General features: G+C 65.8%; 23 protein-coding genes and 1 tRNA gene. 12 read left to right on the plus strand and 12 right to left on the minus strand.

Features of this window, described 5'->3' with window-relative positions:
• Nucleotides 1–8: 8 nt before the first annotated feature.
• The 8 genes from R9B84_RS11505 to R9B84_RS11540 form a co-directional block, all read right to left on the minus strand.
• Nucleotides 9–629 (minus strand): HAD family hydrolase, encoded by a 621-nt coding sequence (locus tag R9B84_RS11505; RefSeq protein WP_423758058.1) that lies wholly within the window; start codon nt 627–629, stop codon nt 9–11.
• 136 nt (nt 630–765) lie between these two features.
• Nucleotides 766–1,632, minus strand: coding sequence for a hypothetical protein (locus R9B84_RS11510; RefSeq protein WP_423758059.1), 867 nt, complete (start codon nt 1,630–1,632; stop codon nt 766–768).
• Nucleotides 1,633–1,683: 51 nt separating this feature from the next.
• The gene (locus R9B84_RS11515) at nt 1,684–2,340 is read right to left on the minus strand and encodes a TerD family protein (protein WP_423758060.1); all 657 of its coding nucleotides are present in this window, start codon (nt 2,338–2,340) and stop codon (nt 1,684–1,686) included.
• 92 nt (nt 2,341–2,432) lie between these two features.
• Nucleotides 2,433–3,449 carry a DUF475 domain-containing protein gene (locus R9B84_RS11520; RefSeq protein WP_423758061.1) on the minus strand — a complete coding sequence of 339 codons (1,017 nt, stop codon included), beginning with the start codon at nt 3,447–3,449 and terminating at the stop codon, nt 2,433–2,435.
• Between the two features lie 44 nt (nt 3,450–3,493).
• Nucleotides 3,494–4,234 carry a VWA domain-containing protein gene (locus R9B84_RS11525; RefSeq protein WP_423758062.1) on the minus strand — a complete coding sequence of 247 codons (741 nt, stop codon included), beginning with the start codon at nt 4,232–4,234 and terminating at the stop codon, nt 3,494–3,496.
• A 10-nt stretch (nt 4,235–4,244) separates the two neighbouring features.
• Nucleotides 4,245–5,342 carry a toxic anion resistance protein gene (locus R9B84_RS11530; protein ID WP_423758063.1) on the minus strand — a complete coding sequence of 366 codons (1,098 nt, stop codon included), beginning with the start codon at nt 5,340–5,342 and terminating at the stop codon, nt 4,245–4,247.
• Nucleotides 5,343–5,698: 356 nt separating this feature from the next.
• Nucleotides 5,699–6,037: a hypothetical protein gene (locus tag R9B84_RS11535; RefSeq protein WP_423758064.1), complete on the minus strand. Its 339-nt coding sequence runs from the start codon at nt 6,035–6,037 to the stop codon at nt 5,699–5,701.
• A gap of 123 nt (nt 6,038–6,160) precedes the next feature.
• Nucleotides 6,161–6,790 carry a LysE family translocator gene (locus tag R9B84_RS11540; protein ID WP_423758065.1) on the minus strand — a complete coding sequence of 210 codons (630 nt, stop codon included), beginning with the start codon at nt 6,788–6,790 and terminating at the stop codon, nt 6,161–6,163.
• A gap of 486 nt (nt 6,791–7,276) precedes the next feature.
• Here R9B84_RS11540 and R9B84_RS11545 point away from each other — a divergent pair, with 486 nt between their 5' ends.
• Nucleotides 7,277–9,457, plus strand: coding sequence for a TonB-dependent receptor (locus tag R9B84_RS11545; RefSeq protein ID WP_423758066.1), 2,181 nt, complete (start codon nt 7,277–7,279; stop codon nt 9,455–9,457).
• Nucleotides 9,458–9,514: 57 nt separating this feature from the next.
• A tRNA-Ser gene (locus R9B84_RS11550) sits at nt 9,515–9,605 on the plus strand.
• A gap of 87 nt (nt 9,606–9,692) precedes the next feature.
• Here the strand turns inward: R9B84_RS11550 and R9B84_RS11555 are convergent.
• From R9B84_RS11555 to acs, 3 genes are all read right to left on the minus strand, one after another.
• Complete coding sequence (locus tag R9B84_RS11555; RefSeq protein WP_065499556.1) at nt 9,693–11,708, minus strand: sodium:solute symporter family protein; 2,016 nt, start codon at nt 11,706–11,708, stop codon at nt 9,693–9,695.
• Nucleotides 11,709–11,711: 3 nt separating this feature from the next.
• Complete coding sequence (locus tag R9B84_RS11560; RefSeq protein ID WP_423758067.1) at nt 11,712–12,056, minus strand: DUF4212 domain-containing protein; 345 nt, start codon at nt 12,054–12,056, stop codon at nt 11,712–11,714.
• An 85-nt stretch (nt 12,057–12,141) separates the two neighbouring features.
• The gene (acs, locus tag R9B84_RS11565) at nt 12,142–14,124 is read right to left on the minus strand and encodes an acetate--CoA ligase (protein ID WP_423758068.1); all 1,983 of its coding nucleotides are present in this window, start codon (nt 14,122–14,124) and stop codon (nt 12,142–12,144) included.
• Between the two features lie 303 nt (nt 14,125–14,427).
• Here acs and R9B84_RS11570 point away from each other — a divergent pair, with 303 nt between their 5' ends.
• The 9 genes from R9B84_RS11570 (at nt 14,428) to R9B84_RS11610 (ending at nt 21,728) form a co-directional block, all read left to right on the plus strand.
• Complete coding sequence (locus R9B84_RS11570; protein ID WP_423758069.1) at nt 14,428–15,327, plus strand: DMT family transporter; 900 nt, start codon at nt 14,428–14,430, stop codon at nt 15,325–15,327.
• Nucleotides 15,328–15,440: 113 nt separating this feature from the next.
• Nucleotides 15,441–16,049 carry a TIGR00645 family protein gene (locus tag R9B84_RS11575; protein WP_423758070.1) on the plus strand — a complete coding sequence of 203 codons (609 nt, stop codon included), beginning with the start codon at nt 15,441–15,443 and terminating at the stop codon, nt 16,047–16,049.
• 34 nt (nt 16,050–16,083) lie between these two features.
• On the plus strand, nt 16,084–17,607 hold the full coding sequence (locus tag R9B84_RS11580; RefSeq protein ID WP_423758071.1) for a fumarate hydratase: 1,524 nt from the start codon (nt 16,084–16,086) through the stop codon (nt 17,605–17,607).
• A 193-nt stretch (nt 17,608–17,800) separates the two neighbouring features.
• Nucleotides 17,801–18,277, plus strand: a complete 477-nt coding sequence (gene bfr, locus R9B84_RS11585; protein ID WP_014896551.1) for a bacterioferritin — start codon at nt 17,801–17,803, stop codon at nt 18,275–18,277.
• Between the two features lie 40 nt (nt 18,278–18,317).
• Nucleotides 18,318–19,178 carry a glutamate racemase gene (gene murI, locus R9B84_RS11590; RefSeq protein WP_423758072.1) on the plus strand — a complete coding sequence of 287 codons (861 nt, stop codon included), beginning with the start codon at nt 18,318–18,320 and terminating at the stop codon, nt 19,176–19,178.
• A gap of 150 nt (nt 19,179–19,328) precedes the next feature.
• Complete coding sequence (locus R9B84_RS11595; protein ID WP_039370093.1) at nt 19,329–19,565, plus strand: (2Fe-2S)-binding protein; 237 nt, start codon at nt 19,329–19,331, stop codon at nt 19,563–19,565.
• A 218-nt stretch (nt 19,566–19,783) separates the two neighbouring features.
• On the plus strand, nt 19,784–20,518 hold the full coding sequence (locus tag R9B84_RS11600) for an energy transducer TonB (protein WP_047898569.1): 735 nt from the start codon (nt 19,784–19,786) through the stop codon (nt 20,516–20,518).
• Nucleotides 20,519–20,554: 36 nt separating this feature from the next.
• Nucleotides 20,555–21,286, plus strand: coding sequence for a MotA/TolQ/ExbB proton channel family protein (locus R9B84_RS11605; RefSeq protein WP_423758073.1), 732 nt, complete (start codon nt 20,555–20,557; stop codon nt 21,284–21,286).
• A gap of 13 nt (nt 21,287–21,299) precedes the next feature.
• Nucleotides 21,300–21,728 carry an ExbD/TolR family protein gene (locus R9B84_RS11610; protein WP_006478310.1) on the plus strand — a complete coding sequence of 143 codons (429 nt, stop codon included), beginning with the start codon at nt 21,300–21,302 and terminating at the stop codon, nt 21,726–21,728.
• A 468-nt stretch (nt 21,729–22,196) separates the two neighbouring features.
• On the opposite strand, the gene R9B84_RS11615 is transcribed toward R9B84_RS11610, so the two are convergent.
• Nucleotides 22,197–23,171 carry a LysR family transcriptional regulator gene (locus R9B84_RS11615; protein WP_423758074.1) on the minus strand — a complete coding sequence of 325 codons (975 nt, stop codon included), beginning with the start codon at nt 23,169–23,171 and terminating at the stop codon, nt 22,197–22,199.
• A 122-nt stretch (nt 23,172–23,293) separates the two neighbouring features.
• On the opposite strand from R9B84_RS11615, the gene R9B84_RS11620 reads away from it, so the two are divergent.
• The gene (locus tag R9B84_RS11620) at nt 23,294–24,166 is read left to right on the plus strand and encodes a pirin family protein (RefSeq protein WP_423758075.1); all 873 of its coding nucleotides are present in this window, start codon (nt 23,294–23,296) and stop codon (nt 24,164–24,166) included.
• Nucleotides 24,167–24,189: the final 23 nt, after the last annotated feature.

The raw sequence follows: 24,189 nt of genomic DNA on the forward strand, positions 1-24,189 counted from the left end.
GCGCCGCATCAATCGCCGATCGGCGGCATCGCCCCTTGCCCGCGGATCCACGACCAGTTCGCGAGTTCGGCCATTTCCTTGTCGCCGCGGCTGTCGCCGTATGCGAACAACTGCTTCGGCGGCCGGTTGCCCCACCACCCGCGCAGCCGCACGACCTTCTGCGGCCCCCAGCAATTCTCGCCGTCGAGCCGCCCGGCGAACGCGCCGCGTTCGAACGCAAGCCGCGTCGCGAGCACGGCGTGGAAACCGGCCGTCTTCGCCCACTTTTCCAGATACAGCGACGGCGACGCGCTGACCAGCACGACTTCATGCCCGCGCGCCTGATGCTCGCGAATGCGTTCGAGCATTTCCGGACGCACGAAGCGCGGCAGATACGTATCGACGAAGGTAGTTGCCAGCGCATCGAGCGCGTCCTCGCGCACCGGCCCGAACGCGAACGACGCGAACTTCGCTTTCGCGTCGCCGCGCGACAGGAGCCCGACCTTCATCGCGACGATCCACGGCAGCGCGCGCAGCCCGGCCCACGCAAAGCGCGGCGTACCGACCGCGTAGCGGACGAAGTGGCGGAAGCTGTCGGTAGTCGTGATGGTGCCGTCGAAATCGAACGCGGCAACGATGCGGTCAGTCATGGAGAATCGGCGGGAAAGCGATGAGATGCCCGGGAAGATAGCAGACTCGCGGCAGTAAGCGCGAAACGACGTGACGTAGCGTGGCACGGGCAGCGACCACGCGCGCCGCAGCGCACGTGGTCGTCGCGTCGTTCGCTCAGCGCTGCGGCCGCGCCGCCAGCGCTGCCGGCAGCACGACGTTCATCAGGTGATCGGCGCGCGACAGCAGGTCGGTCACGCGCTCGTCGAGCCCGCGCAGTTGCGCGGGCTGCATCCGGATCTGCTGGACGGCCTGCCCGACGATGTTGCGGCGGTCGAACAGCGTGCGCTCGACACCCGCGTCGTCCGGCACGCGCACGACGTCCGCCACCGCACTCAGCGCCGCGAGCACGACCACGAGGTTTTCTTCCGCATGGCGGACCTTCGCGGCAAGCGCCTCGGTGCGGCGCGGGAAGAAGCCGAGCGACTGCTTGAGCGCGCCGAGCGCCGCACGGTAGTCGACATGGTTCGACGCCGCGCCGAACCAGCGTTCGAACATGCCGGCCTTGCGCGTCGCCTGCGCGAGCATGCCGGCCATCATGTCGGCCGCGCCGAGTTCGTTGAATTCGCGCGTCGTCGCCGCGACGGCTTCGACGAGGTTGCCCGCCGTTTCAAGCGCGCCGTCGCCGATCGTCGCGACCGTCGCGAGCTTGAGCGGCACCAGTTGCCGGATGTGCCGCTCGATGCGCGGCGCGTAGTCGGGATAGAGATTCGGGAAGCTGGCCTGCGCGGCGCGGAAGCACGATTCGAGCAGCGGATGGTTCGATTCGCCGAACAGCGCGCGGCCGACCGCATCGGCGGGCGCCGTGCGCACAACCTTGTCGGGCGCCGGCCCGAAGTCGACCGCCTGCGGCGCCGGCCGGTCGGGCGCATGCGCGGCCGGCGCACCGGCCGTGGGCGGTGCGTCGAACGCAAGACGCCCGGGCGTGCGCTCGGGCGTCGTATCGAACTCGAGCCGCTTCGGCTCGTCGGACGGATTCGTCATCGCTGCATCCTGCCCGGCGCGACGGTTTCCCGCACGCCAGGCTGCCGCCAGTCAGACCGCGCCGCCGTACGCGCGCACGAAGTCGCCGAGGCCCCGGTTGTAGCCGGCGCCGACCGCCTTGAACATGAAGTGGCCGTCGCGGCGATAGAAGCTGCCGACCTGCACCGACGTCTCCATCGAGAAATCCTCTTCCAACGCATACTTCGCGATCACTGCACCTGACACCTCGTCGGCGATCTGGATGTAGCTGTTGCGAACCTGCCCGAAATTCTGACGGCGCGCTTCGGCCTGGTCGATCGTCACGACCACCGAGATTTCCTCGATATCGGCAGCAAGCTTCGTCATGTCGATGAAGATCACTTCGTCGTCGCCGCCGCCGCTGCCCGTGCGGTTGTCGCCGCTATGCACGACGCCCATGCACTTCGACGCCGGCATCCCGCGCTTCGGGAAATCGTCACCCGGCTGGATGAAGGTTTCCTCGCGGTCCATCGTGCGCACTTCGCTGTTGTAGAACACGAAGTGCTGATCCGAGATCAGCTTCGGATTGGTCTGCGCATCGTACTTGCACAGGAACACCGACACGTCGAGATCGAAATCCGTGCCCGTGTCCGTCGCGTTCGCGTCCCAACCGAGACCGATGCGGAATTTCTGCGTGCCGGGCGCTTCCTTCGACAGATTGACGCGACCGCCTTTCGACAAATTGATCATCTGAACCTCTTCTGCTGGAACCGCCGTTGCGCCGGCGGCAATGCCGGGCCGCCGTGCGCGGCCCCTCGTTGATGGTTTCCGTGCCGCGTGTGTTACTCGCCCGCCACCGCGGTCCGGTCTTCCTTGCGTTGCACGACGATCGACGACCACACGGCCGCGGCGATCATCGCCGCGCCGATCAGGCCCGTGACGACCTCGGGCACCTCGAACTTCACGCCGAGGAACATGATCGTTGCGAGCGCACCGATCGCCCAGAACGCACCGTGTTCGAGAAAGCGATACTGCGCGAGCGTGCCCTTCTTCAGCAGCACGAGCGTCATCTCCCGGATGTAGGCCGCGCCGACGCCGAGACCGAGCGCGATCAGGAAGATGTTGTTCGACAGCGCGAACGCGCCGATCACGCCGTCGAAGCTGAACGACGAATCGAGCACTTCGAGATACATGAAGCCCGCGACGCCTTCGCGCACCACGCGCGTGCCGGTGTCCTCGCCGCCGATCAGGTCGCCGATGCCGTGCGCAATCACGAAGCCGATCACGCCGAACGCGCCCGCGAGCAGGAAGCTCACCTGCTCGGCCGACGGCACGTAGAACGACGCGACGATCACGATCGCGAGCGTCAGCGCCACTTCCAGCGCCGTGATGCGGCCGAGATGGCGCATCGGGCCTTCGAGGAAACCGATCCAGTGCTCGTCCTTCTCGGTGTCGAGCATGAACTTGAAGAACACCATCAGCAGGAACGCGCCGCCGAACGCCGACACTTCGTGATGCGCGGACGTCAGCACCGCCGCGTACTTCTCGGGCGATTCGATCGCGAGCGTCAGCGCATCCCACAGGCCGATGTGGCCGATCACCGCGACGATCAGCAGCGGGAACACGAGCCGCATGCCGAACACGGCAACCGGCAGGCCGAACACCATGAAGCGGTTGCGCCACTTCTCCGACCAGTTCTTGAGCACCGATGCGTTGACCACCGCGTTGTCGAGCGACAGCGAAATTTCGAGCACACACAGGACCGCGACGATCAGCATGTCCTTTACGCCGCCGAGGAGATAGGCCGCGATCAGCGCGAGCACCGTGAGCGACAGCGGGATCTTGAAGTCTTTCAACATGATGGGGGTAATCGAGGTTTGAAAAAGGGGCGTGCGGGCCGCACTTACTTCGCGCGCACCCAGTCGCAGAATTCCTGCGTGATCAACTGTTCGTAGATCTGTTCGTCGCTGAGGTCGAGCGATTCGAGATGCAGGAAACCGACGTTCGGCATCTCGTCCGCGACTTCCGCGAGGAAGCCGAATTCGTTCGGATCGCCGACGCCGATGAGCGACCAGTACAGCGGGAAGTGCTGCGACTCGGCCAGCAACTGGCGCACGCGCTTGCGGTCGTTCTTCGGGTTCTGGCCGTCCGTGACGAACAGCACCCATGCGGGCAGGTGCCCGCTCACCGGCGCGGATGCGGCCGGCGCGGACGTTTCGTCCGCGCCACCGAACAGCCGGCTCAGGAAGCCGCGTTTCTCTTCGCGCTTCGGCTCCGGCGCGCGGAAGAAGAAGTCGACGATGTCGTTCATCACCGGCGCGTACTGCGTGCCGCCCCACTTGTCGATCCGCGCTTCGAGCACGTGATCGGAGATGTACGAACCGTAGTTGTCCGGCGTCGCGGTCTGCAGGCGGTCGTAGCCTTCGGTGAAGGTCCACGTGTCGACTTCGCCGTTGTCGTCGAACTTCAGTGCGATGCCGAGGATCCGGTCGTGCGTCTCCTGGATCACGCCCGACTGGTAGAGCGGCTTCGCGGAGCCCGAGATGTCGAGCGCCGCGCCGACGCGCACGACGGGCGGCTTCAGGATCTGGCGTTTTTCAAGGACGATCGCGACCTTCGCCGCGCGTTTCTCAAGCGTAATCATGCGGTGTTCCTTAATTGTGCTTCGGAGCGAATCGGGAGATCAGGTCCTGTTCGAGCTGGCGCAGGCGCGGCGCGTCCTGCTCGCGCTGGCGCTTGCCGTCGGCGATGATCTGCGTGATGTCGTCGAACGCGCCGAACAGCTGCTGCTGCGCGTATTCGAAGGTGTCGGTCGAGATTACCGGGCGCTGGCCGAGCTTCGCGACTTCCTGCGCGTTCTGGCGATTCAGGTCGGCCTGTGCGCGGATCGCCTCGTCGGCCGCGTCGTACGTCGCGTTCGCGAGCGCCGCCGCACGCTTCGTGCTGAGCTGCTCGAGGTAGAGCGCGAACGCGTTGGTCCACGCGGGGATCAGCACGGTCTTGATCGTCATGAACTTCGACGTCAGCGTGCGTTTCTGGTCCTGCTCCATCCGGATCTGCGGCGCGAGCTGCTTCGACATCAGCATCGCGCGGTCGAGGTCGTCGAGCTTGCTTTCGAGCGCGTCGACCTTGCGCTTCACGTCGAGCAGCCGTTGCGCGGCGAATGCGTCGTCCGCCGGCTGCTGGCCGGCCGCGAGATGCGCGCGCAGCGTCGCGAGTGCCGTTTCGCCGTGCGCCTTCGACTGCGCGAGCTCCTGGTGCAGCGCGTAGTTGCCGTTGTACATCCGCTCGAGCTCGTCGATGCCGGCCTTCTGGCGCTGCGCATGGTTCTCGAGTTCGACGACGAGCGTGTCCATCCGCTTGCTCACCGACTCGTATTGCGACAGCAGCTTTTCCTTGGTCGAGCGGAACAGCCGCGTGACCTGCGTGAGCAGCCCGCCCTTGTCCGCGCCGCGCGGGTCGAGCCCCTTCGCGGTCGCGATCAGTTCGTTGAGCTTGTCGCCGAACCGGTCGGCATCCGACGCGCGGACGCTCGCGAGAATCTGCTGGGAGAAGGCGGCGATCCGCGTGCCCTGCGTCGCGCCGAGCTGGTCGATCTCGTCGACGGTGATCAGGCGCGCGTGCTCAGTCGGCTGCGTTGCCGGCACGACGACGTTGGCGACGGCGGCTGGCACGGCGACGGGCGACAAAGACGGCGTGGAAGGACGATCGCTGACCGCATCGGATTTCTTGTCATCGAATAGCGGCTTCATGTGGCTACCACGTTTCCTTTTCTGCTTTTTGCTACGTGTTGTCGTCGCGCGCGCGAGGCACGCATCCGCGATAACCGCCGTGCTCTCTCACGGGCGGCAGACGGACAATAAATGGCACAACTGCATTACGTCAAGCGACGTAATTCTTTCAATTTACATTCATTTTGTAATGTTTCGCGCGGACGCGATGTCCGACCGTCGCCGTTCCTGCCGCCATGCGCATGGGCCACGCAAGTTCAGGGCGCGTCGAAACTTACATGTCCGATCAATGTGAAAGAAAAATGAAACCGCCGGTTTCGGCGGATTTCAGACAGTCCGCACGCGTGCATGAGACGCTCGCGGCAGCCGATCGCGCATTACCGATCCCATACGCGACGCATGCCGAGCCGAGGCAGGATGAACGGCACGGATCGGTCACGAATCGTGAAATCCCATCGCCCGTCGATATCCACGAACGTCGCGCTGAAATGCCGGTCGTCGGCCCATGTGATGTCGTCCAGATCGCACGACGCATACATCGCGCCGACCGTGCGCTGCGCGCACACCTTCAGCGGATCCTTCGACACGAGCGTGAACGTGACGGCTTCCTCGAACGGGCAGTCGTAATCGGTGACGAGCAGATAGGCGGCCGGCGTCTCGAACTGGCGAAGCAGCACGTAGCCGGAAACGACGAGACCGCAACGCACGCCATCCACCAGCACATGCGTGCGTGACGGTCACGATTCGTACGGACCGTCGTGCGTTTCGAGCGCAAAGCGATCGACCGGCTTTATCGTTGCGCCGGTGTCGGCGTGCCTCTTTCCCGATGCATCGCAGCGTCAGTTCGCGGTCTTGCGATACAGCGCGACGTACCCCGCGAGCATCAACAGCAGCGACCCGCTGACGCGGTTCAGCCACTTCTCCCCGGCCGCTTTCCATACGCGGACCGAATGCACGCCGAGCAGCGCGTAGCCGGTCATCCCGATGACGTCGATCGCGACGATCGTCGCCGCGAGAATCGCGTATTGCGGCGCGATCGCGTGCGACCGGTCGACGAACTGCGGCAGTAGCGCGGACATGAACAGGTAGTACTTCGGGTTGCTCATCGCGACGAAAAAACTCTTGAGGAACGCGGCCCGGCGATCGGGCGTCAGGTGCTCGGGCTCCTGCGCCGCGGTGGAATGACCGCTCGACATCAGCATCCGGATGCCGACATACGCGAGCCATGCCGCGCCGAGCAGCTTCAACGTCACGAACGCCGTTTCCGACGCGTCGAGCAGCACGCCGAGACCGAACCCGACCAGCGCGACGAGCACGACGTCGGCCGTGACGGCGCCGAGCATGCCGACCATCGCGTGACGCAAGCCGTACCGCGAGCCGTTGCTCATCGCGAGCAACACCGTCGGGCCGGGCGTCGCGACGCCGACGGACAGGATCAGCGCAAATGCGAGCAAGGCGGAGAGCGACATGATGTGGCGTTCCTTCTGAAGGGAGCGGTGCGAACGGGTTGCATCGTCGTGGTCGGCCACGTGAGTCGCAACCTGCAGGCGCGATTTGTTACGACGAATACGGACGGCCAATGATCGCACGTTCATCCCGATGCCCGCCCGGTGGCTAGATTGCTGACGATCGAGGCACCGCCTCGTCGATACCGGGTAGCGACTCCATCGGACTGGCCGGCCCTGCGACCGGATCCACCATAGGCCCCGTCCATCACTGCGCAGTACCGCAATTGTGCCGGGCGCCCTTCTCGTTTACTGCGGCCTATGAGCCGCGTCCGCCATTCGTCATCCCGAATAGTGACGCGCGTCATATGTAAACGACAATCATTCTCGTTTACGCTAGACTCCGCCGCTCGATAAAAGCACGTCCGCGACAGCACGGACGCGTCACACCGCCCGGATTCCGATTTGCCGCCCTGGGATGGATCACCGACCACCACCGATTTGCGTCCCATGTCGACACTTTCGTTACCCGTCCGGCGCCTCACGCCGATTGCATTCGGCATTGCACTGGCCTGCACGCTCCCTGCCGCCGCGCTTGCCCAGCAGACCGCGTCCGCCCCCGACGTTGCGACCGATGCCACCCTGCTGCCGTCGATCGACGTGACCGGCGCCGCCGAGCCGCTGCCCGGCGATCTCGCGCCCACCTACGCTGGCGGCCAGGTCGCGCGCGGTGCGGACTTCGGCGTACTCGGCCGGCAAAAGGCGAGCGACGTGCCGTTCAGCATGACCACCTACACGTCGAAACTGATCGAAGACCAGCAGGCGCGCACGCTCGCCGACGTGCTCGACAACGATCCCGCCGTGCGCAGCGCGTCCGGGTACGGCAACTTCTCGCAGGTGTTCGTCATCCGCGGCTTCCAGCTCGCCGGCGACGACGTATCGCTGAACGGCCTGTACGGCGTCACGCCGCGGCAGCTCGTCGAAACCGACGCGGTCGAACGCGTCGACGTGTTCAAGGGCGCGAATGCATTCTTGAACGGCGCGTCGCCGAACGGCTCGGCGGTCGGCGGCGGCGTGAACCTGCAACTGAAGCGCGCGGACGACAAGCCGCTCACGCGCGTCACCGTCGATGGCGCCGCGTCCGGTTCGTTCGGCACGCACGTCGACATCGGCCGCCGCTTCGGCAGCGAAGGCCAGTTCGGCGTGCGCGTGAACCAGTCGATCCGCGGCGGCGACACGGCCGTCGACGACGAGCGCCGCCGCAGCAACGTGACGGCTGTGTCGCTCGACTGGCGCGGCGACAAGCTGCGTCTGTACGGCGACTTCCTGTATCAGCGACAGCGGATCGACAACGGCCGCCCCATCGTGCTGATCAGCGGCAACGCGTTGCCGGCCGTGCCGTCCGCGACGCACAACTATGCGCAGCCGTGGAGCTTCAGCGAGCTCGAGGACACGGTCGGGATCGTGCGCGCCGAATACGATTTCCTGCCCGCGTGGACGGCCTATGTGTCGGCCGGCGCGCGCCACACGAACGAACACGGCGACTACTACACGCCGACCTACTCGTCGTCCGGCACGACCGGCTCGCGCCTCAGCGTGCCGCACAAGGAAGATGCACGGTCGACCGAAGCCGGCGTGCGCGGCCGTTTCACGACCGGCCCCGTCTCGCACTTCGTGACGGCCGGCGCGTCGTTCATCCGCATCGACAGCCAGTCCGCGTACACGATGTCGAACGCGTTCCCGACGACGCTCTACGATCCGGCGCCGGTCGCCTTTCCGCCGCCCGCGTACGCGGGCGGCAACATGGACGATCCGGGCACGGTCACGAAGACGTGGCTGCGCAGCTTCGCCGTATCCGACACGCTCGGCTTTCTCGACGACCGCGTGCTGTTCACGATCGGCGCGCGCCGCCAGTCGATCTCGGTCGACGACTTCAGCTACACGGGCGCGGCCACCGCGACCTACAGCGACGCGATCACGACACCGGTATTCGGTCTCGTCGTGAAGCCGTGGCGCAACGTGTCGATCTTCGCGAACCGCAGCGAGGCGCTCGCGCAGGGCGAGACCGCGCCGAGCACCGCGCGCAACGCGGGCCAGGCGCTGTCGCCATTCCGCTCGAAGCAATACGAAGCCGGCCTCCGCTACGACACCGACAAGTACAGCGCGTCGCTCGCGCTGTTCCAGATCGAGAAGCCGATGGCGTACACCGATCCGGCATCGAACCTGTTCGGCGCCAACGGCACGCAGCGGCACCGCGGCATCGAGACGGCCGTGTACGGCGAACCGTGGAAAGGCGTGCGGCTGATCGCCGGCGCGACGTATCTCAATGCGACGCTGCGGAACACGGCGGCCGGCGCGAACGACGGCAACCGGCCGATCGGCGTGCCGTCATTCCTGTTCAACGCGGGCGCCGAATACGATGTGCCGATGCTGCGCGGCCTCACGCTGACCGCGCGCTGGATCCACACGGGGCCGCAATACCTGGATGTCGCGAACACGATGTCGATCCAGGCATGGGACCGCTTCGATCTCGGCGCGCGTTACGCGACGGAAGTGTTCGGCAAGAAAACGACGTTCCGTGCGACCGTGCGTAACGTCGCGAACCAGTCGTACTGGTCGTCGACGATCGGCGGGTATCTGACTCAGGGCGATCCGCGGTCGGTGTGGCTGTCGATGACGACGGATTTCTGACCGGCGTGCAAGGGAGTGGCGGGCTGCCGTCAGAGTTTGCTATACTCTCGCTCTTCCGGAGAGATGGATGAGTGGTTTAAGTCGCACGCCTGGAAAGCGTGTATAGGTTAATCGCCTATCGGGGGTTCGAATCCCCCTCTCTCCGCCAGAATGCAAGAAGCCCCTTGATTTCCCGAAATCAAGGGGCTTTTCCTTTTGGCGCGCCGACACGCCCCACATCCGCCCGCCTCCCGCGTCACGGATGCCGAATGTAATCCACCAACGCCCGCGTGTACTCATCCGGCCGCCGATCGCACAGACTCACCACGATCGCCACCGCAAACCCCGCCGGCACGCCGAACACGCCCGAACTGATCGGCTCGATCCCGAACCACGTGCGCCCCGCGAACCCCGTCAACTGCGTGAAGTACGGATAGGTCGACACGATGTAGTACACGCACACCGCGAGCCCCGTCACCATCCCGGCGATCGCGCCGCGCGTCGTCGTGCGCTTCCAGAACACGCCGAGCACGAGCACCGGAAAGAAGCTCGATGCCGCCAGCGAGAACGCCGCGCCGACGAGAAACAAAATCTTCCCCGTATTGAGCGACGCGACATACGACGCGAACAGCGCGACACCGAGCAGCAGCACCTTCGAGATCGTCACGCGCCGCTGGCTCGATGCATCCGGCGCGACCATGCAGTAATAAACGTCGTGCGACAGCGCGTTCGCGATCGTCAGCAGCAGCCCGTCCGCAGTCGACAGCGCGGCGGCAAGCGCACCGGCTGCGATCAGCCCCGACACGACATACGGGAGCCCCGCGATCTCCGGCGCGGCCAGCACGACCATGTCCGGCTGCATCTGGATTTCCGACCAGTGCACGATGCCGTCGCGAATCACCTCGACGACGCTGATCAGGTCGGGTTCGAAGTGGTGCCATTGCGTGACCCACGCCGGCAATTCGGCGAACGGCCGCCCGACGAGGTTCGCCAGGATCTCGTACTTGATCAGCACCGCGAGCACCGGCACGCTCAGGTAGAACAGCGCGATGAAGAACAGCGTCCAGCCGACCGAGCGCCGCGCCGACGCGACCGACGTGGTCGTGTTGTAGCGCGTCAGGATGTGCGGCAGGCTCGCGGTGCCGAGCGACAGGCACAGCAGCAGCGCGAGGAAATTCCGTTCGCGCGGCTTGCGTTCGTCGTCGCTCGCGGCGGGAAACGGTTCGTGCATCGGCACAGGCGGCTCGGCACGCGCCAGCATGTCGTCGCGCGCCTGCGTCCACGCGACGCGCGCCGCCGCCGGATCGCGCGGGAAGTCGGCCAGTTCGCGCTCGCGCTGGCTGATCTCGCGCAGCGGCCCGTTATGGCGCCGCAAGTCGGCAAGCTGGTCGACGAGATGCCGGCGCGCGTCCGCATAGGACGCCGGCAACCGGTCGAGCCGCGTCTGGATGTCCGCGGCTTGCCGTCGGTACGCATCGCGCACCTGCTGCTCGTCCGCCGCATCGCGCACCTGCGCCTCGCGCGCCGCGACGCGCTCCATCAGCTTGCCGTAATTGAACTGCGGCACGGGGCCGAGCCCGTTCTTCATCGCGATCAGCGACACCGGAATCAGGATCGCGCTGATCAGGATGATGTACTGCGCGACCTGCGTCCACGTGACCGCGCGCATCCCGCCGAGAAACGAACACACGAGAATGCCCGCGAGCCCGCAGAAGATGCCGATCGCGAAATCGACGCCGATGAAGCGCGTCGCGATCAAGCCGATCCCCTGGATCTGCGCGACCAGGTACACGAACGAACACAGGATCGCCGCGCCGGCCGCCAGCGCACGCACGGCCGTGCTCGAGAAGCGCGTGCCGAGAAAGTCGGGAATCGTGTAGCGCGCGAGCTTGCGCACATAAGGTGCGAGCAGGAACGCGACGAGGCAGAATCCGCCCGTCCAGCCCATCACGTACGCCAGCGCGTCGTAGCCGGTTGAGTAGAGCGATCCGGCCAGGCCGATGAACGACGCGGCCGACAGCCAGTCGGCCGCCGTCGCCATCCCGTTGAACGCCGACGGCACGCGCCGCCCGGCCACGTAGTACTCGACGAGATCGGACGTGCGCGACAGCAGCCCGATCACCGCATACACGGCGATCGGCACGAACAGGAACACGTAGCCGATCCAGACACCGGAGCCGGTCGCGCGCTCGATCCGCCACATCAGCAGCACGAACCCGAGAAAACCCAGCGTGTAGAGCGCGTATGCGCGTATCAGTCGATGCGTCAGCATGAATCAGCACCCGCCGTGCGCATTGCCGCTGCGCGCCGCATGGTCGTCGTACGCGCGGCGCAGCGTGCGGTCCGCGCGTTGCATCAGCCCGATGTAGACGACGATCAGCACGAGATACACGAGAATCGCGCCCTGCGCGCCGACATAGAACGGCAGGCTGAAGCCGGCGAACCGGACCCCGGCGAGCGCGGGCCCGAAGAACGGCACGATGAACGACACCGAGAAGCCGATCGCCATCAGCACCGCGATCAACGCGACATTGAAACGCCAGTAGCGCGCGTGGGCACGCGCGAGCGGTTCGGGAACGGGCGGCGGCGCGGCCGGCGCCGGACGGGTCGGAACGGTCATGCCGTTATGTAGCAAAAAGCCCCTGCGCGGACAATCGGGATTGCCGCGCAGGGGCTCATGCGCGCGTGGCGCACGACAGGTGAGATCAGCGCACTTCGGCGAGCTGATCGAGGATGGCCGGGTTCTCGAGCGTGGACGTGTCCTGCGTGATCGCCTCGCCCTTCGCGAGCGAGCGCAGCAGGCGGCGCATGATCTTGCCCGAGCGCGTCTTCGGCAGGTTGTCGCCGAAGCGGATGTCCTTCGGCTTCGCGATCGGCCCGATCTGCTTGCCGACCCAGTCGCGCAGCGTCTTGGCAAGTGCCGCCGCCTCTTCGCCTTCCGGACGCGAACGCTTCAGCACGACGAACGCGACCACGGCCTCGCCCGTCGTGTCGTCCGGCCGGCCGACCACGGCCGCCTCGGCAACGAGCTCGTGCGACACCAGCGCCGACTCGATCTCCATCGTGCCGAGCCGGTGGCCCGACACGTTTAGCACGTCGTCGATCCGGCCCATGATCGTGAAGTAGCCGGTGTCCTTGTCGCGCACGGTGCCGTCGCCGGCGAGATAGAGCGTGCCGCCGAGCTCTTCCGGGTAATAGCTCTTCTTGAAGCGCTCCGGGTCGCCCCAGATCGTGCGGATCATCGCCGGCCACGGACGCTTGACGACGAGGATGCCGCCTTGACCGTTCGGCACGTCCTGGCCGGTTTCGTCGACCACCGCGGCCATGATGCCCGGCAGCGGCAGCGTGCACGAACCGGGCACGGTCGGTGTTGCGCCCGGCAGCGGCGTGATCATGTGGCCACCCGTCTCGGTCTGCCACCACGTATCGACGATCGGGCAGCGCTCCTGGCCGACGTGCTTGTGATACCACATCCATGCTTCCGGATTGATCGGTTCGCCGACCGTGCCGATGATGCGCAGGCTCGACAGGTCGTAGCTCTTCGGATGCACCTTGTCGTCGGCTTCGGCGGCCTTGATCAGCGAACGGATCGCGGTCGGCGCGGTGTAGAACACGCTGACCTTGTGATCGCCGATCATCTTCCAGAAACGGCCGGCGTCCGGATAGGTCGGCACGCCTTCGAACACGACCTGCGTGCCGCCGCACGCGAGCGGGCCGTACGTGATGTACGTGTGACCGGTGACCCAGCCGATGTCGGCCGTGCACCAGAACACGTCGGTCGGCTTCCAGTCGAAGGTCCACTTCATCGTCTGCGCGGCCCACAGCAGGTAGCCGCCGGTGCTGTGCTGCACGCCCTTCGGCTTGCCGGTCGAGCCCGACGTATACAGGATGAACAGCGGATGCTCGGCGCCGACCCATTCCGGCTCGCAGCGATCCGACTCGCCGTCCGCCAGTTCATGCATCCACAGGTCGCGGCCTGCATGCCAGTCGATCTTGCCGCCGGTGCGGCGATAGACGATCACGCTCTTCACCGCTTCGCAGCCGCCCAGCGCGATCGCCTCGTCGGCGATGCTCTTGAGCGGCAGCGTCTTGCCGCCGCGCGCCTGCTCGTCGGCCGTGATGAGCGCGACCGCGCCGACGTCGACGAGCCGCTCGTTCAGCGATTTCGCGGAGAAGCCGCCGAACACGACCGAGTGCGTCGCGCCGATGCGCGCGCAGGCCTGCATCGCGACGATGCCTTCGATCGACATCGGGATATAGATGACGACGCGATCGCCCTTGCCGATCCCGCGTTTCTTCAGCGCGTTCGCGAAGCGCGACACGCGTGCCAGCAGATCCGCATAGGTGACGCGCGTGACGGTGCCGTCGTCGGCCTCGAAGATCACCGCGACGCGCTCGCCGTTGCCGGCTTCGACGTGACGGTCGAGGCAGTTGTACGACGCGTTCAGCTCGCCGTCGTCGAACCACTTGTAGAACGGCGCGTTGCTCTCGTCGAGCACGTTCGTGAACGGCTTGTGCCACGCGAGGCCCTCGCGCGCGAGACGCGCCCAGAAGCCTTCGAAATCGCGCTCGGCCTCGGCGGCGAGCGCGCGATAGGCCGGCAGGCCGGAAATGGTCGCCGCCTGCTCGAGCGCCGCGGGCGGCGCAAACTGGCGGGTTTCGTGAAGAACCGATTCAATCGCAGACATCGACTACCCCTTGGTGAACATGAATCCTCTGCATGGCGGCGCGATCGTGCGCGCCGCGCGTCTTGGCCGGCGCCTGTGCGCCGCTGTCTCCCACCCACCCGCACGCGGCCGCGAAGGCTGCGCGCGATGTTGCACCGCACCACGTCACGCGACGATGAACGTGCGGCGCGGCAGTTTCCACGATAAGCGCTCCAACTTACCCGTCACTTACGCGGCATGGCCGTTTCGCACGCCGGGCGGCGCTTTACGCTGTAACGACCGCGACCCTACAATCCTAACTGAACTCGCCCCCCGGATTCCAGCTTGAACCGCTACGCCCTCTTTCTCATCCTGTCGATGCTGTTCGTCGGCAGCAACGTCGGTATCGGTAAATCCATCGTTGCATTCGTTCCCGTCGCCATCCTCGCCACGCTGCGCTTCGTGATCGCGATCGCCGTGCTGTGGCCGCTGTTCAGCCCCGTGAAGATGCGCAAGGTCAAGCGCGGCGAATGGTTGAACCTGTTCCTGCAGGCGTTCTTCGGCACCTTCATGTTCACGCTGCTGATGCTCAACGGCGTGCAGCGCACGAGCGCGGTGGCGGCCGGCGTCATTACGAGCACGATCCCGGCGATCGTCGCGCTGTTCGCGTGGCTGATCCTGCGTGAAAAACCGAACGGCCGTGCGCTCGTGTCGATCGCGCTCGCGATCGCCGGCGTCGTGACGATCAACCTCGCCAACGGCAGCGCGGCCGCGCACGGCGACGCATCCGGCTCGCTGACCGGCAACCTGCTGATCCTCGGCGCGGTGTGCTGCGAATCGATCTACGTGATCCTGTCGCGCCGGCTCACGCAGACGCTCGCGCCGATCGACATCTGCGCGTACACGCACCTGTTCGGCCTGTTCCTGATGCTGCCGCTCGGCGCGACGGCGCTGTGGCACTTCGATTACGCGAGCGTGCCCACCGGCACGTGGGCGCTCGTCGTCTGGTACGGGCTGTCGGCCAGCATCTTCTCGTTCTGGCTGTGGATGAAGGGCATCCGGCACGTGCCGGGCAGCCTCGCCGGCGTGTTCAGCGCGGTGCTGCCGATCGCCGCCGCCGCGTACGGGATCGCGTTCCTCGGCGAGCGCCCGACGCTGGCGCACGGCATCGCACTCGCGTGCGTCGTCACCGGCATCGTGCTCGCGAGCCTGCGCGTGAAACGCTTGCCGGCGGCCGCATCCTGATCGGTCCCCAGCCGCGCCGGCGCGTCGCTGCAGTCGCGCCGGCCGACGCGTTACAATAGCGCGCCTTTTCAAGATTACCCCCGATACCTGCGCACCGCGCCCGCACCGCCACCATGTCCGCCCCGCATTCGCCCGGCCACCCTGCCCGTCGCCCGCTTCGCCCGCTTCCCGCCCTGATTTTCATGAGCCGCTGGCTCCAGGTTCCGCTTTACCTGGGCTTGATCGTCGCGCAGGCCGTCTACGTGTTCCTGTTCCTGAAGGAAGTCTGGCATCTGCTGTCGCATGCGGCCGGCCTCGACGAAGTCAGCGTGATGCTCGCGGTACTCGGCCTGATCGACGTGGTGATGATCTCGAACCTGCTGATCATGGTGATCGTCGGCGGTTACGAAACGTTCGTGTCGCGCCTCGGCATCGAGGGCCACCCCGACGAGCCCGAATGGCTCGACCACGTGAACGCGGGCGTGCTGAAGGTCAAGCTGTCGATGGCGCTGATCAGCATTTCGTCGATCCACCTGCTGAAGACCTTCATCAACCCCGACCAGCACACGACGCACGCGATCATGTGGCAGGTGATCATCCACGTGTCGTTCCTCGTGTCCGCACTCGTGATGGCGTGGGTCGACCGCCTGACGACCCACACGCATCCCGCCCATTTCCACGAGACGCATGCGCCCGCCGTGGCAGCGTCCCGCAAGCCGGCCGAAGCAGCCGTCAACGCATAAACGCATTCCCCACAGTCCTCACAGAGTCTCAGCCATGACCGTCATCAAACAGGAAGACCTGATCCAGAGCATCGCGGATTCGCTGCAGTACATCAGCTACTACCATCCGCTCGACTACATCCAGGCACTCGGCCGCGCGTACGAGCTGGAAGAGAGCCCGGCCGCGAAGGACGCGATCGCGCAGATCCTCACGAACAGCCGCATGTGCGCGGAAGGCAAGCGCCCGATCTGCCAGGACACCGGCATCGTCACGATCTTCGTGAAGGTCGGCATGGACGTGCGCTGGGACGGCGCGACGATGGGCCTCACCGACATGATCAACGAAGGCGTGCGCCGCGGTTACACGCACCCGGACAACGTGCTGCGCGCGTCGATCGTCAACCCGCCCGAAGGCGGCCGCAAGAACACGAAGGACAACACGCCCGCCGTGATCCACTACGAGATCGTGCCGGGCGACAAGGTCGACGTGCAGGTCGCGGCGAAGGGCGGCGGCTCGGAGAACAAGTCGAAGTTCGTGATGCTGAACCCGTCCGACTCGATCGTCGACTGGGTGCTGAAGACGGTCCCGACGATGGGCGCGGGCTGGTGCCCGCCCGGCATGCTCGGGATCGGCATCGGCGGCACCGCCGAGAAGGCGATGCTGATGGCGAAGGAATCGCTGATGGAGCCGATCGACATCCAGGAAATCATCGCGCGCGGTCCGAAGGACTGGGTCGAGGAACTGCGCGTCGAGCTGCACGAAAAGGTCAACGCGCTCGGCATCGGCGCGCAGGGCCTCGGCGGCCTGGCGACCGTGCTCGACGTGAAGATCATGGCCGCACCGACGCACGCCGCGTCGAAGCCGGTCGCGCTGATCCCGAACTGCGCGGCCACGCGCCACGCGCACTTCGTGCTCGACGGCTCGGGCCCGGCCAAGCTTGAAGCGCCGTCGCTCGACGCCTGGCCGAAGGTCCAGTGGGAACCGAACACGGAAACCAGCAAGCGCGTCGACCTGAACACGCTGACGCCGGAAGAGGTCGCGAGCTGGGCGCCGGGTCAGACGCTGCTGCTGTCGGGCAAGATGCTCACCGGCCGCGACGCTGCGCACAAGCGCATCGCCGACATGCTCGCGAAGGGCGAGAAGCTGCCGGTCGACTTCACGAACCGCGTGATCTACTACGTCGGCCCGGTCGATCCGGTGCGCGACGAGGTGGTCGGCCCGGCCGGCCCGACGACGGCCACGCGCATGGACAAGTTCACCGAGACGATGCTCGCGCAAACGGGCCTGATCTCGATGGTCGGCAAGGCCGAGCGCGGCCCGGTCGCGATCGACGCGATCAAGAAGCACAAGGCGGCCTACCTGATGGCGGTCGGCGGCGCGGCCTACCTCGTGTCGAAGGCGATCCGCGGCGCGAAGGTGCTCGCGTTCGAAGACCTCGGCATGGAAGCGATCTACGAGTTCGACGTGCAGGACATGCCGGTGACGGTCGCCGTCGATTCGTCGGGCACGTCGGTGCACCAGACCGGTCCGAAGGAGTGGCAGGCGAAGATCGGCAAGATCCCGGTCGCAACAGCTTAAGCGCGATCGCACGAAAGGCCGGACAGGAGTCCGGCCTTTTTGCTTCCCGTTCTCGTTATCGTGTGCGGCCGGTTATTCAAGGCTGATTCTCATTACACGCAAAAGGCAGGCCCGGCAAGGCTTCGAGGCTTGGCTTTTCTCGTTCGAGCGATTATCGTTCGGTTTCTGAAGCCCCACTGAACAAGGAACAGCCATGCAAGGCGACAAGAAAGTCATCGAATATCTGAACGCCCAACTGAAGAATGAACTCACGGCGATCAACCAGTACTTCCTGCATGCGCGCATGTACAAGCACTGGGGCCTCGACAAGCTCGGCAAGCACGAGTACGACGAGTCGATCGGCGAAATGAAGCACGCCGACTGGCTGATCGAGCGCGTGTTCATGCTCGACGGCCTGCCGAACCTGCAGGACCTGCACAAGCTGCTCGTCGGCGAAGAGACCGAAGAAATCCTGAAGTGCGACCTGAAGCTCGAGCAGATCTCGCAGGCCACGTGCAAGGAAGCGATCGCCTACTGCGAATCGGTTCGCGACTATGTGTCGCGCGAGATCTTCGAAAAGATCCTCGACGACACCGAAGAGCACATCGACTGGCTGGAAACGCAGATCGACCTGATCGGCAAGGTCGGCCTGCAGAACTACCAGCAAACGATGATGGGTTCGCCGGAGTAAGCTCAGCCCCGCCCTTCCCGCCATCGCCTCCAGCCCGTTCATGTCGACACCTTCCGTTATCGCTGCGACGGCCACCACCGTGGCCCCCATCGGCATCTTCGATTCAGGGCTGGGTGGCCTGTCGGTGCTGCGCGCCGTGCGCGCGCAGTTGCCCGACGAATCGTTCATCTATGTCGCCGATTCGCACCACGCACCGTATGGTCCGCGCGATGAGGCATTCATTACGGAACGGACGCTGGCAATCGGCGAGTGGCTGGCCCGTGAAGGGGCGAAAGCGCTCGTCATCGCCTGCAACACCGCGACCGCACGCGCGATCGCCGCGATTCGCGAACACCTGTCGATGCCGCTCGTCGGCGTCGAGCCGGGCATCAAGCCGGCCGCCGCCGTGTCCGCGAGCGGCGTCGCGGGTGTCCTCGCCACGCAGTCGACACTGAACAGCCCGCGCTTCCAGGCACTGCTCGACCGCTACGGCGCCGGCCGCCGCTTCATCTGCCAGCCCGGCCACGGGCTCGTCGAGGCCATCGAGCGCGGTGATACGAATTCGCCCGCATTGCGCGCGTTGCTCGACAGTTACCTGCAGCCGATGCTCGACGACGGCGCCGATACACTCGTACTCGGCTGCACGCATTACCCGTTCTTCATGGAAACGATTCGTGACCTTGTGGGCGACCGCCTGACGATCGTCGACACCAGCGACGCAATCGCGCGCCAGCTCATGCGGATTCTCGACGAGCGCAACCTGCGCGCGCCGGCCGACACGCACGCGGCGACGCCCCGCTTCTGCTCGACCAGCGACGGCCGGCAACTGCAAGTGCTCGCGTCGACGCTGCTCGGCCTCGATGCGCCGGTCGAATCCGTCACCATTTCCTCGCCGAACGCGCGCGCCTGCGCGACCGCCTGACGCGGGCCGGCACGCCCTCTCCCGACGCGGCTTCGCCGCCCACGCCGTTTCAAGGGTCCGATGACCTTAAAAAAAGCCCGACCCAGGCTTGTCAACGCCCGCAAAATTAATGATAATAATTCGCATTAACGTTAGCTATCGCAACTCATCATGATCGTCTGCGTGTGCAAGTCTGTTTCCGATCGCAAGATTCGCGCGTCCCTCGCAGAGGGCGTCAATTCTTTCGATGAACTCCAGTTCGAGCTCGGCGTGGCCACGTGCTGCGGCAAGTGCGAGGAGTCCGTACGCGACCTCATGGCCGAGCAAGGCGTCTGCGCGAGCCGGTGCGGTGTCGAGCATCACGCTCACCCGATCCCGGTCACGTTCTACGAACGCAAGGCCGCCTGACCGGCGCCGAGTGTGCGCATGCGGCCCCGGCCGCATTTTTTGTTTTGACCGTCAGCAAGCCACCGTCTGCGCGAGCCAGCGGCTTACCTGCCAAGGAGCCTGTGATGGAATTGCTGATCGGATTCGTGACCACCGTTTGCATCTCGCTGCTGATCTTCCGCAAGTGATGCCGATTCACCCGCCGCGCCCCGGGTGCGGCATCGTTCTTTCAAGCTAACATGCAGGCTTCGCATTCCGCTCCTGCCGGCGTCTTGCCGGCTGCACCACGTATGAATCCCCGAGTGATCGTCGTCGCGGTCGGTGTGCTTGCCGCACACGCGATCATGCTGACGGCCGCCTGGCTCCATCGCAACGCGCTGCCGCCGAAATCGGTCGAGGTCCAGTCGATCACCGCGCAGCTCATCACGCCCGCACCGATCGCCCAGCAGGTCGCCGCCGAATCGATCCCGCAGCCCGCGCCGCCGAAGCCGGTGCCGCGCGTGAAGCCGAAGGTCGAGCCGAAACCGGTGCCGAAAGCGGCAAAGCCGACACCTCAGCCAGTTGCACAATCGCCGGCCCCGTCGCCGACACCCGCGCCGGCAGCCGCCGATCCGACGCCCGCTCCCGCCGCGCCCGCGCCAGCAGCACCGGCCGCCACGCCCGGCCCGGCTCGCGAGACGATGCAAGTCAGCGCGCCGAAGAACGTGCCGACGCTCCAATGCAACTTCGTGAAGCCTGACTACCCGTCGATGTCGCGCCGCCGCGGCGAATCGGGTACGGCCTATGTTCACTTCGTCGTCGGCGTAACCGGCAAGATCGAAAGTATCGATCTGCAGAAGAGCAGCGGCTACCCGCGCCTCGACGATGCCGCACTCGACGCGATGCGTTCGACCACCTGCCGTCCGTACATCGAGAACGGCCAGGCGATCCGCGCCGCCCGCACACAGCCCTACAGCTTCGGGCTCACCGACTAACCTGCCTCATCCGGAAGATTCAAAGGAAACAAAAAAATGCAAAGCTACGGTATCGCGCACGTCTGGGCGCAAGGTGATTTCGTCACGCGCGCCATTGCGATCACGCTGCTCGTGATGTCGATCCTGTCGTGGATCGTGATCGTCATCAAGGGCTGGAACGTGATTCGCCTGAACCGCCTCACGAAGAACGCCGAACAGGCGTTCTGGCATTCGGACAATTTCGACGACGGCATCAAGAAGCTCGGCCTCGCCGCATCGACGCCCAACGACAACCCGTTCCTCGCGCTCGCGCTGTCGGGCAAGGAAGCCGCCGATCACCATCACCAGACGCAACCGCACCTGCACGACCGCATGGACGTGTCGGACTGGGTCACGCGCTGCCTGAAGGACACGATGGACGAAGGCATCTCGCGCATGCAGAGCGGTCTCGCGATCCTCGCGTCGATCGGCAGCACGGCACCGTTCGTCGGCCTGTTCGGCACGGTCTGGGGGATCTACCACGCGCTGCTCGTGATCGGCGCAACCGGCCAGACGTCGATCGACCAGGTCGCGGGCCCGGTCGGCGAATCGCTGATCATGACGGCCTTCGGCCTGTTCGTCGCGATCCCGGCCGTGCTCGGCTACAACGCACTGACCCGCGCGAACAAGGGTATCGTCAGCAAGCTGCGCCGCTTCGCGCACGGCCTGCACGCGTACTTCGTGACGGGCGCGAGCCTCGCATCGTCGTCGACGCGCGACGGCCTGCGTCTCGCGACGCGCGCCAGCTGAGACGGGGTGAACCATGGCAATGAACACCGGTTTCAGCGACGATGACGACGATGCCGTGATGAGCGAGATCAACATGACGCCGCTCGTCGACGTTATGCTCGTACTCCTGATCATTTTCCTCGTGACGATCCCGGCGATGCAGCATGCGGTGAAGATCGACCTGCCGCACGCCAGCAGCCAACCCGTCGACGAAAAGCCGCAGACGGTCGACGTCGCGATCCAGGGCGACGGCACGATCCTGTGGGACGACCACACCGTCACGCGCGAACAACTGCAGGCGCGCATCGCGGAAGCGGCGAAACGTACGCCGCAGCCGGAGTTGCACCTGCGTGCGGACCGCAAGGTTGCATACGAGCATGTGGCCGAAGTGATGTCGGATGCGCAGGCCGGCGGCCTGACGAAGCTCGGCTTCGTGACGGAGCCGGGCGCGAAGGCGAAGTAACGCACGCGCGTTTCGCGCGTCGCCGGGTGCATCTAACCGGGCGTGCCTAATCGGCCGCCCCTAACCGGGCGTACCTTGCCGGCCGCCCCTAACCGGGCGTGCCTAGCCGGCCGCCCCTAACCGGGCGTGCCTAGCCGGCCGCCCCCAAAGTAAAAGGCCTTCATCGCCAGATGAAGGCCTTTTTTCATGCGCACGCGGGCGCCTTCGGGCGGCGGGCTCTTTGGCGGTATCGGTTGCGCCTCGAGCAACGCAAATGCGACTCTGCCGTGGTCTGCACGGACTGCGCGTTCTGCCCTATCTGGCTCGCAATATATGCGGCCACCTGATTTCGCTCAGAACTTCCTTCACGAAATGGGATTTCAATATAGGCCCGCCCGCCCGCGCATTCAAGGTTTCGGCGATTGAAACTTGCGATTGCCGGCGACGCTTCAATGACAAAACAAATTTGCCTCGTCGTGCACGGTGTGTTCAGGTCGCCGAAGCATCGGCCGCCGCGTCCTTCTTCGCGCGCTCGGGGCACCCCTGCTCCTTGTACGCGCCGTGATCGAGCTTCTCGACCAGATAGTCGACGAACGCACGCACCGCGGGCGGCATCCCCTGCCGCGATACGAACACCGCATACAGTTGCGGCACCGGCAGCGTCCAGCCCGGCATCACCGGCGACAGCTGGCCCGCGCGCAGCGCGTTGCCGTACATCATCTCCGGCAGCGCCGCGATGCCGAGGCCATCGAGCACGGCCTCGCGGATCGTCATCAGGTCGGCCGTCACGAGCCGCGGGTCGTGCTCGTGCACATGACGCGTACCGTCCGGCGCAATCAGGTTGAACACGTGCCGCCCGTCGACGCTCGGCGTATCGAGCGTCTCGAAATAAGTCAGGTCGTCCGGCACCAGCGGCGGCGCATTCTGGCTCAGCAGGCTCGGCGCGCCGACCAGCATCTGTTCGGTACGCCACAGCGGCCGCACGACGATGTTGGCGTTCTGCGGCGGCTCCGAGCGCACGCGCAGCGCGACGTCGATCGAGTCCTCGAACAGGTCGATCACGCGGTTCGTCACACGGACGTGCACCTTCACCTCGGGATAACGACGCAGGAATTCGGGCAGGATGCGCGACAGCATCGTCTGCGACAGCGTAACGGGCACGCTGACACGCACCGAGCCGCGCGGCGACGCGCGCAACTGCTGCACCGCGTTCATCGCGGCCTGCGCTTCGGCGAGCATCGCCTGGCAATGCTGGTAAAACAGCTCCCCCGCCTCGGTCAGCGCAAGCTTGCGCGTCGAACGCTGCAGCAGGCGCACGCCGAGCGCCGCCTCGAGCTCGGTCAGACGCCGCGACAGGCGCGATTTCGAGATGCCCAGCACGCGCTCCGCGGCCGAGAAACCGCCATGTTCGACGACCTGCGAAAAGTACATCAGGTCGTTCAGGTTGTGTGCATCGATACTCATGTCATCGTTCCAATTTCAGAACAATCCATTGCGAACCGCCGCAAATCGAACGGTTAAACGCCCAATATAATAGCGCTATGTTTCAAAAATAACGCTATTCCGATGATTTCGAGGGCTTCCCCATGACGACCGCTCGCTCGCTTGACCGCACGTACCCCGCGCTTCGCACGACCGAAGGCGGCGGCTTCGTGGTTCACCGCCCGTTCCCGACCCGGCTGCTGATGGATTTCGATCCGTTCCTGCTGCTCGACGAAATGGGGCCCGTCGACTACGCCCCCGGCGAGGCTGTCGGCGCGCCCGACCATCCGCATCGCGGCTTCGAGACCGTGACCTACGCACTCGACGGGCGCTTCTGCCATCGCGACTCGTCCGGCCATGCCGGCACGCTCGGCCCCGGCGACGTGCAGTGGATGACGGCCGGCGCCGGCGTCGTGCACAGCGAGATGCCCGATCCGGCGTTCGCGCAGGCGGGCGGCCGCTCCCACGGCTTCCAGCTATGGGTCAACCTGCCGCGCCGCGACAAGCTGATCGCGCCGCGCTACCAGGAGATCCCGGCCGACCGTATTCCGAGCGCGACGTCGCCGGACGGCCGCGCGCACGTGCGCGTCATCGCCGGCGAAGCGTTCGGCGTCCGGGCCGCGATCGAGACACGCACGCCGATCCTCTACCAGCATTTCACGCTGGGGCCCGGCGCGACGGTCACGCAGCCCGTTCCGGCCGGCTATCGCGTGTTTGCCTATCCGATCGACGGAACGGGCCTCTACGGGCCCGACAGGCAGGCTGTCGACGCACGGCACATGGTCGTCTACGGGGACGACGGCGACACGGTTACGTTCGCCGCCGGCGACACGCCGCTCGACCTGCTGCTGATCGGCGGCGTGCCCCTCAACGAGCCCATCGTCCGCTACGGCCCGTTCGTGATGAATACCGAGGAAGAGATCCGGCAGGCCGTCGTCGACTACCAGACCGGCCGCATGGGCCGCATCGAAGCCTGACCCCGATCGGGGGCGGCAGGACC

Source organism: Burkholderia sp. NLJ2 (genome assembly GCF_049487195.1).
In the GTDB taxonomy this organism is placed as follows: domain Bacteria; phylum Pseudomonadota; class Gammaproteobacteria; order Burkholderiales; family Burkholderiaceae; genus Burkholderia; species Burkholderia pyrrocinia.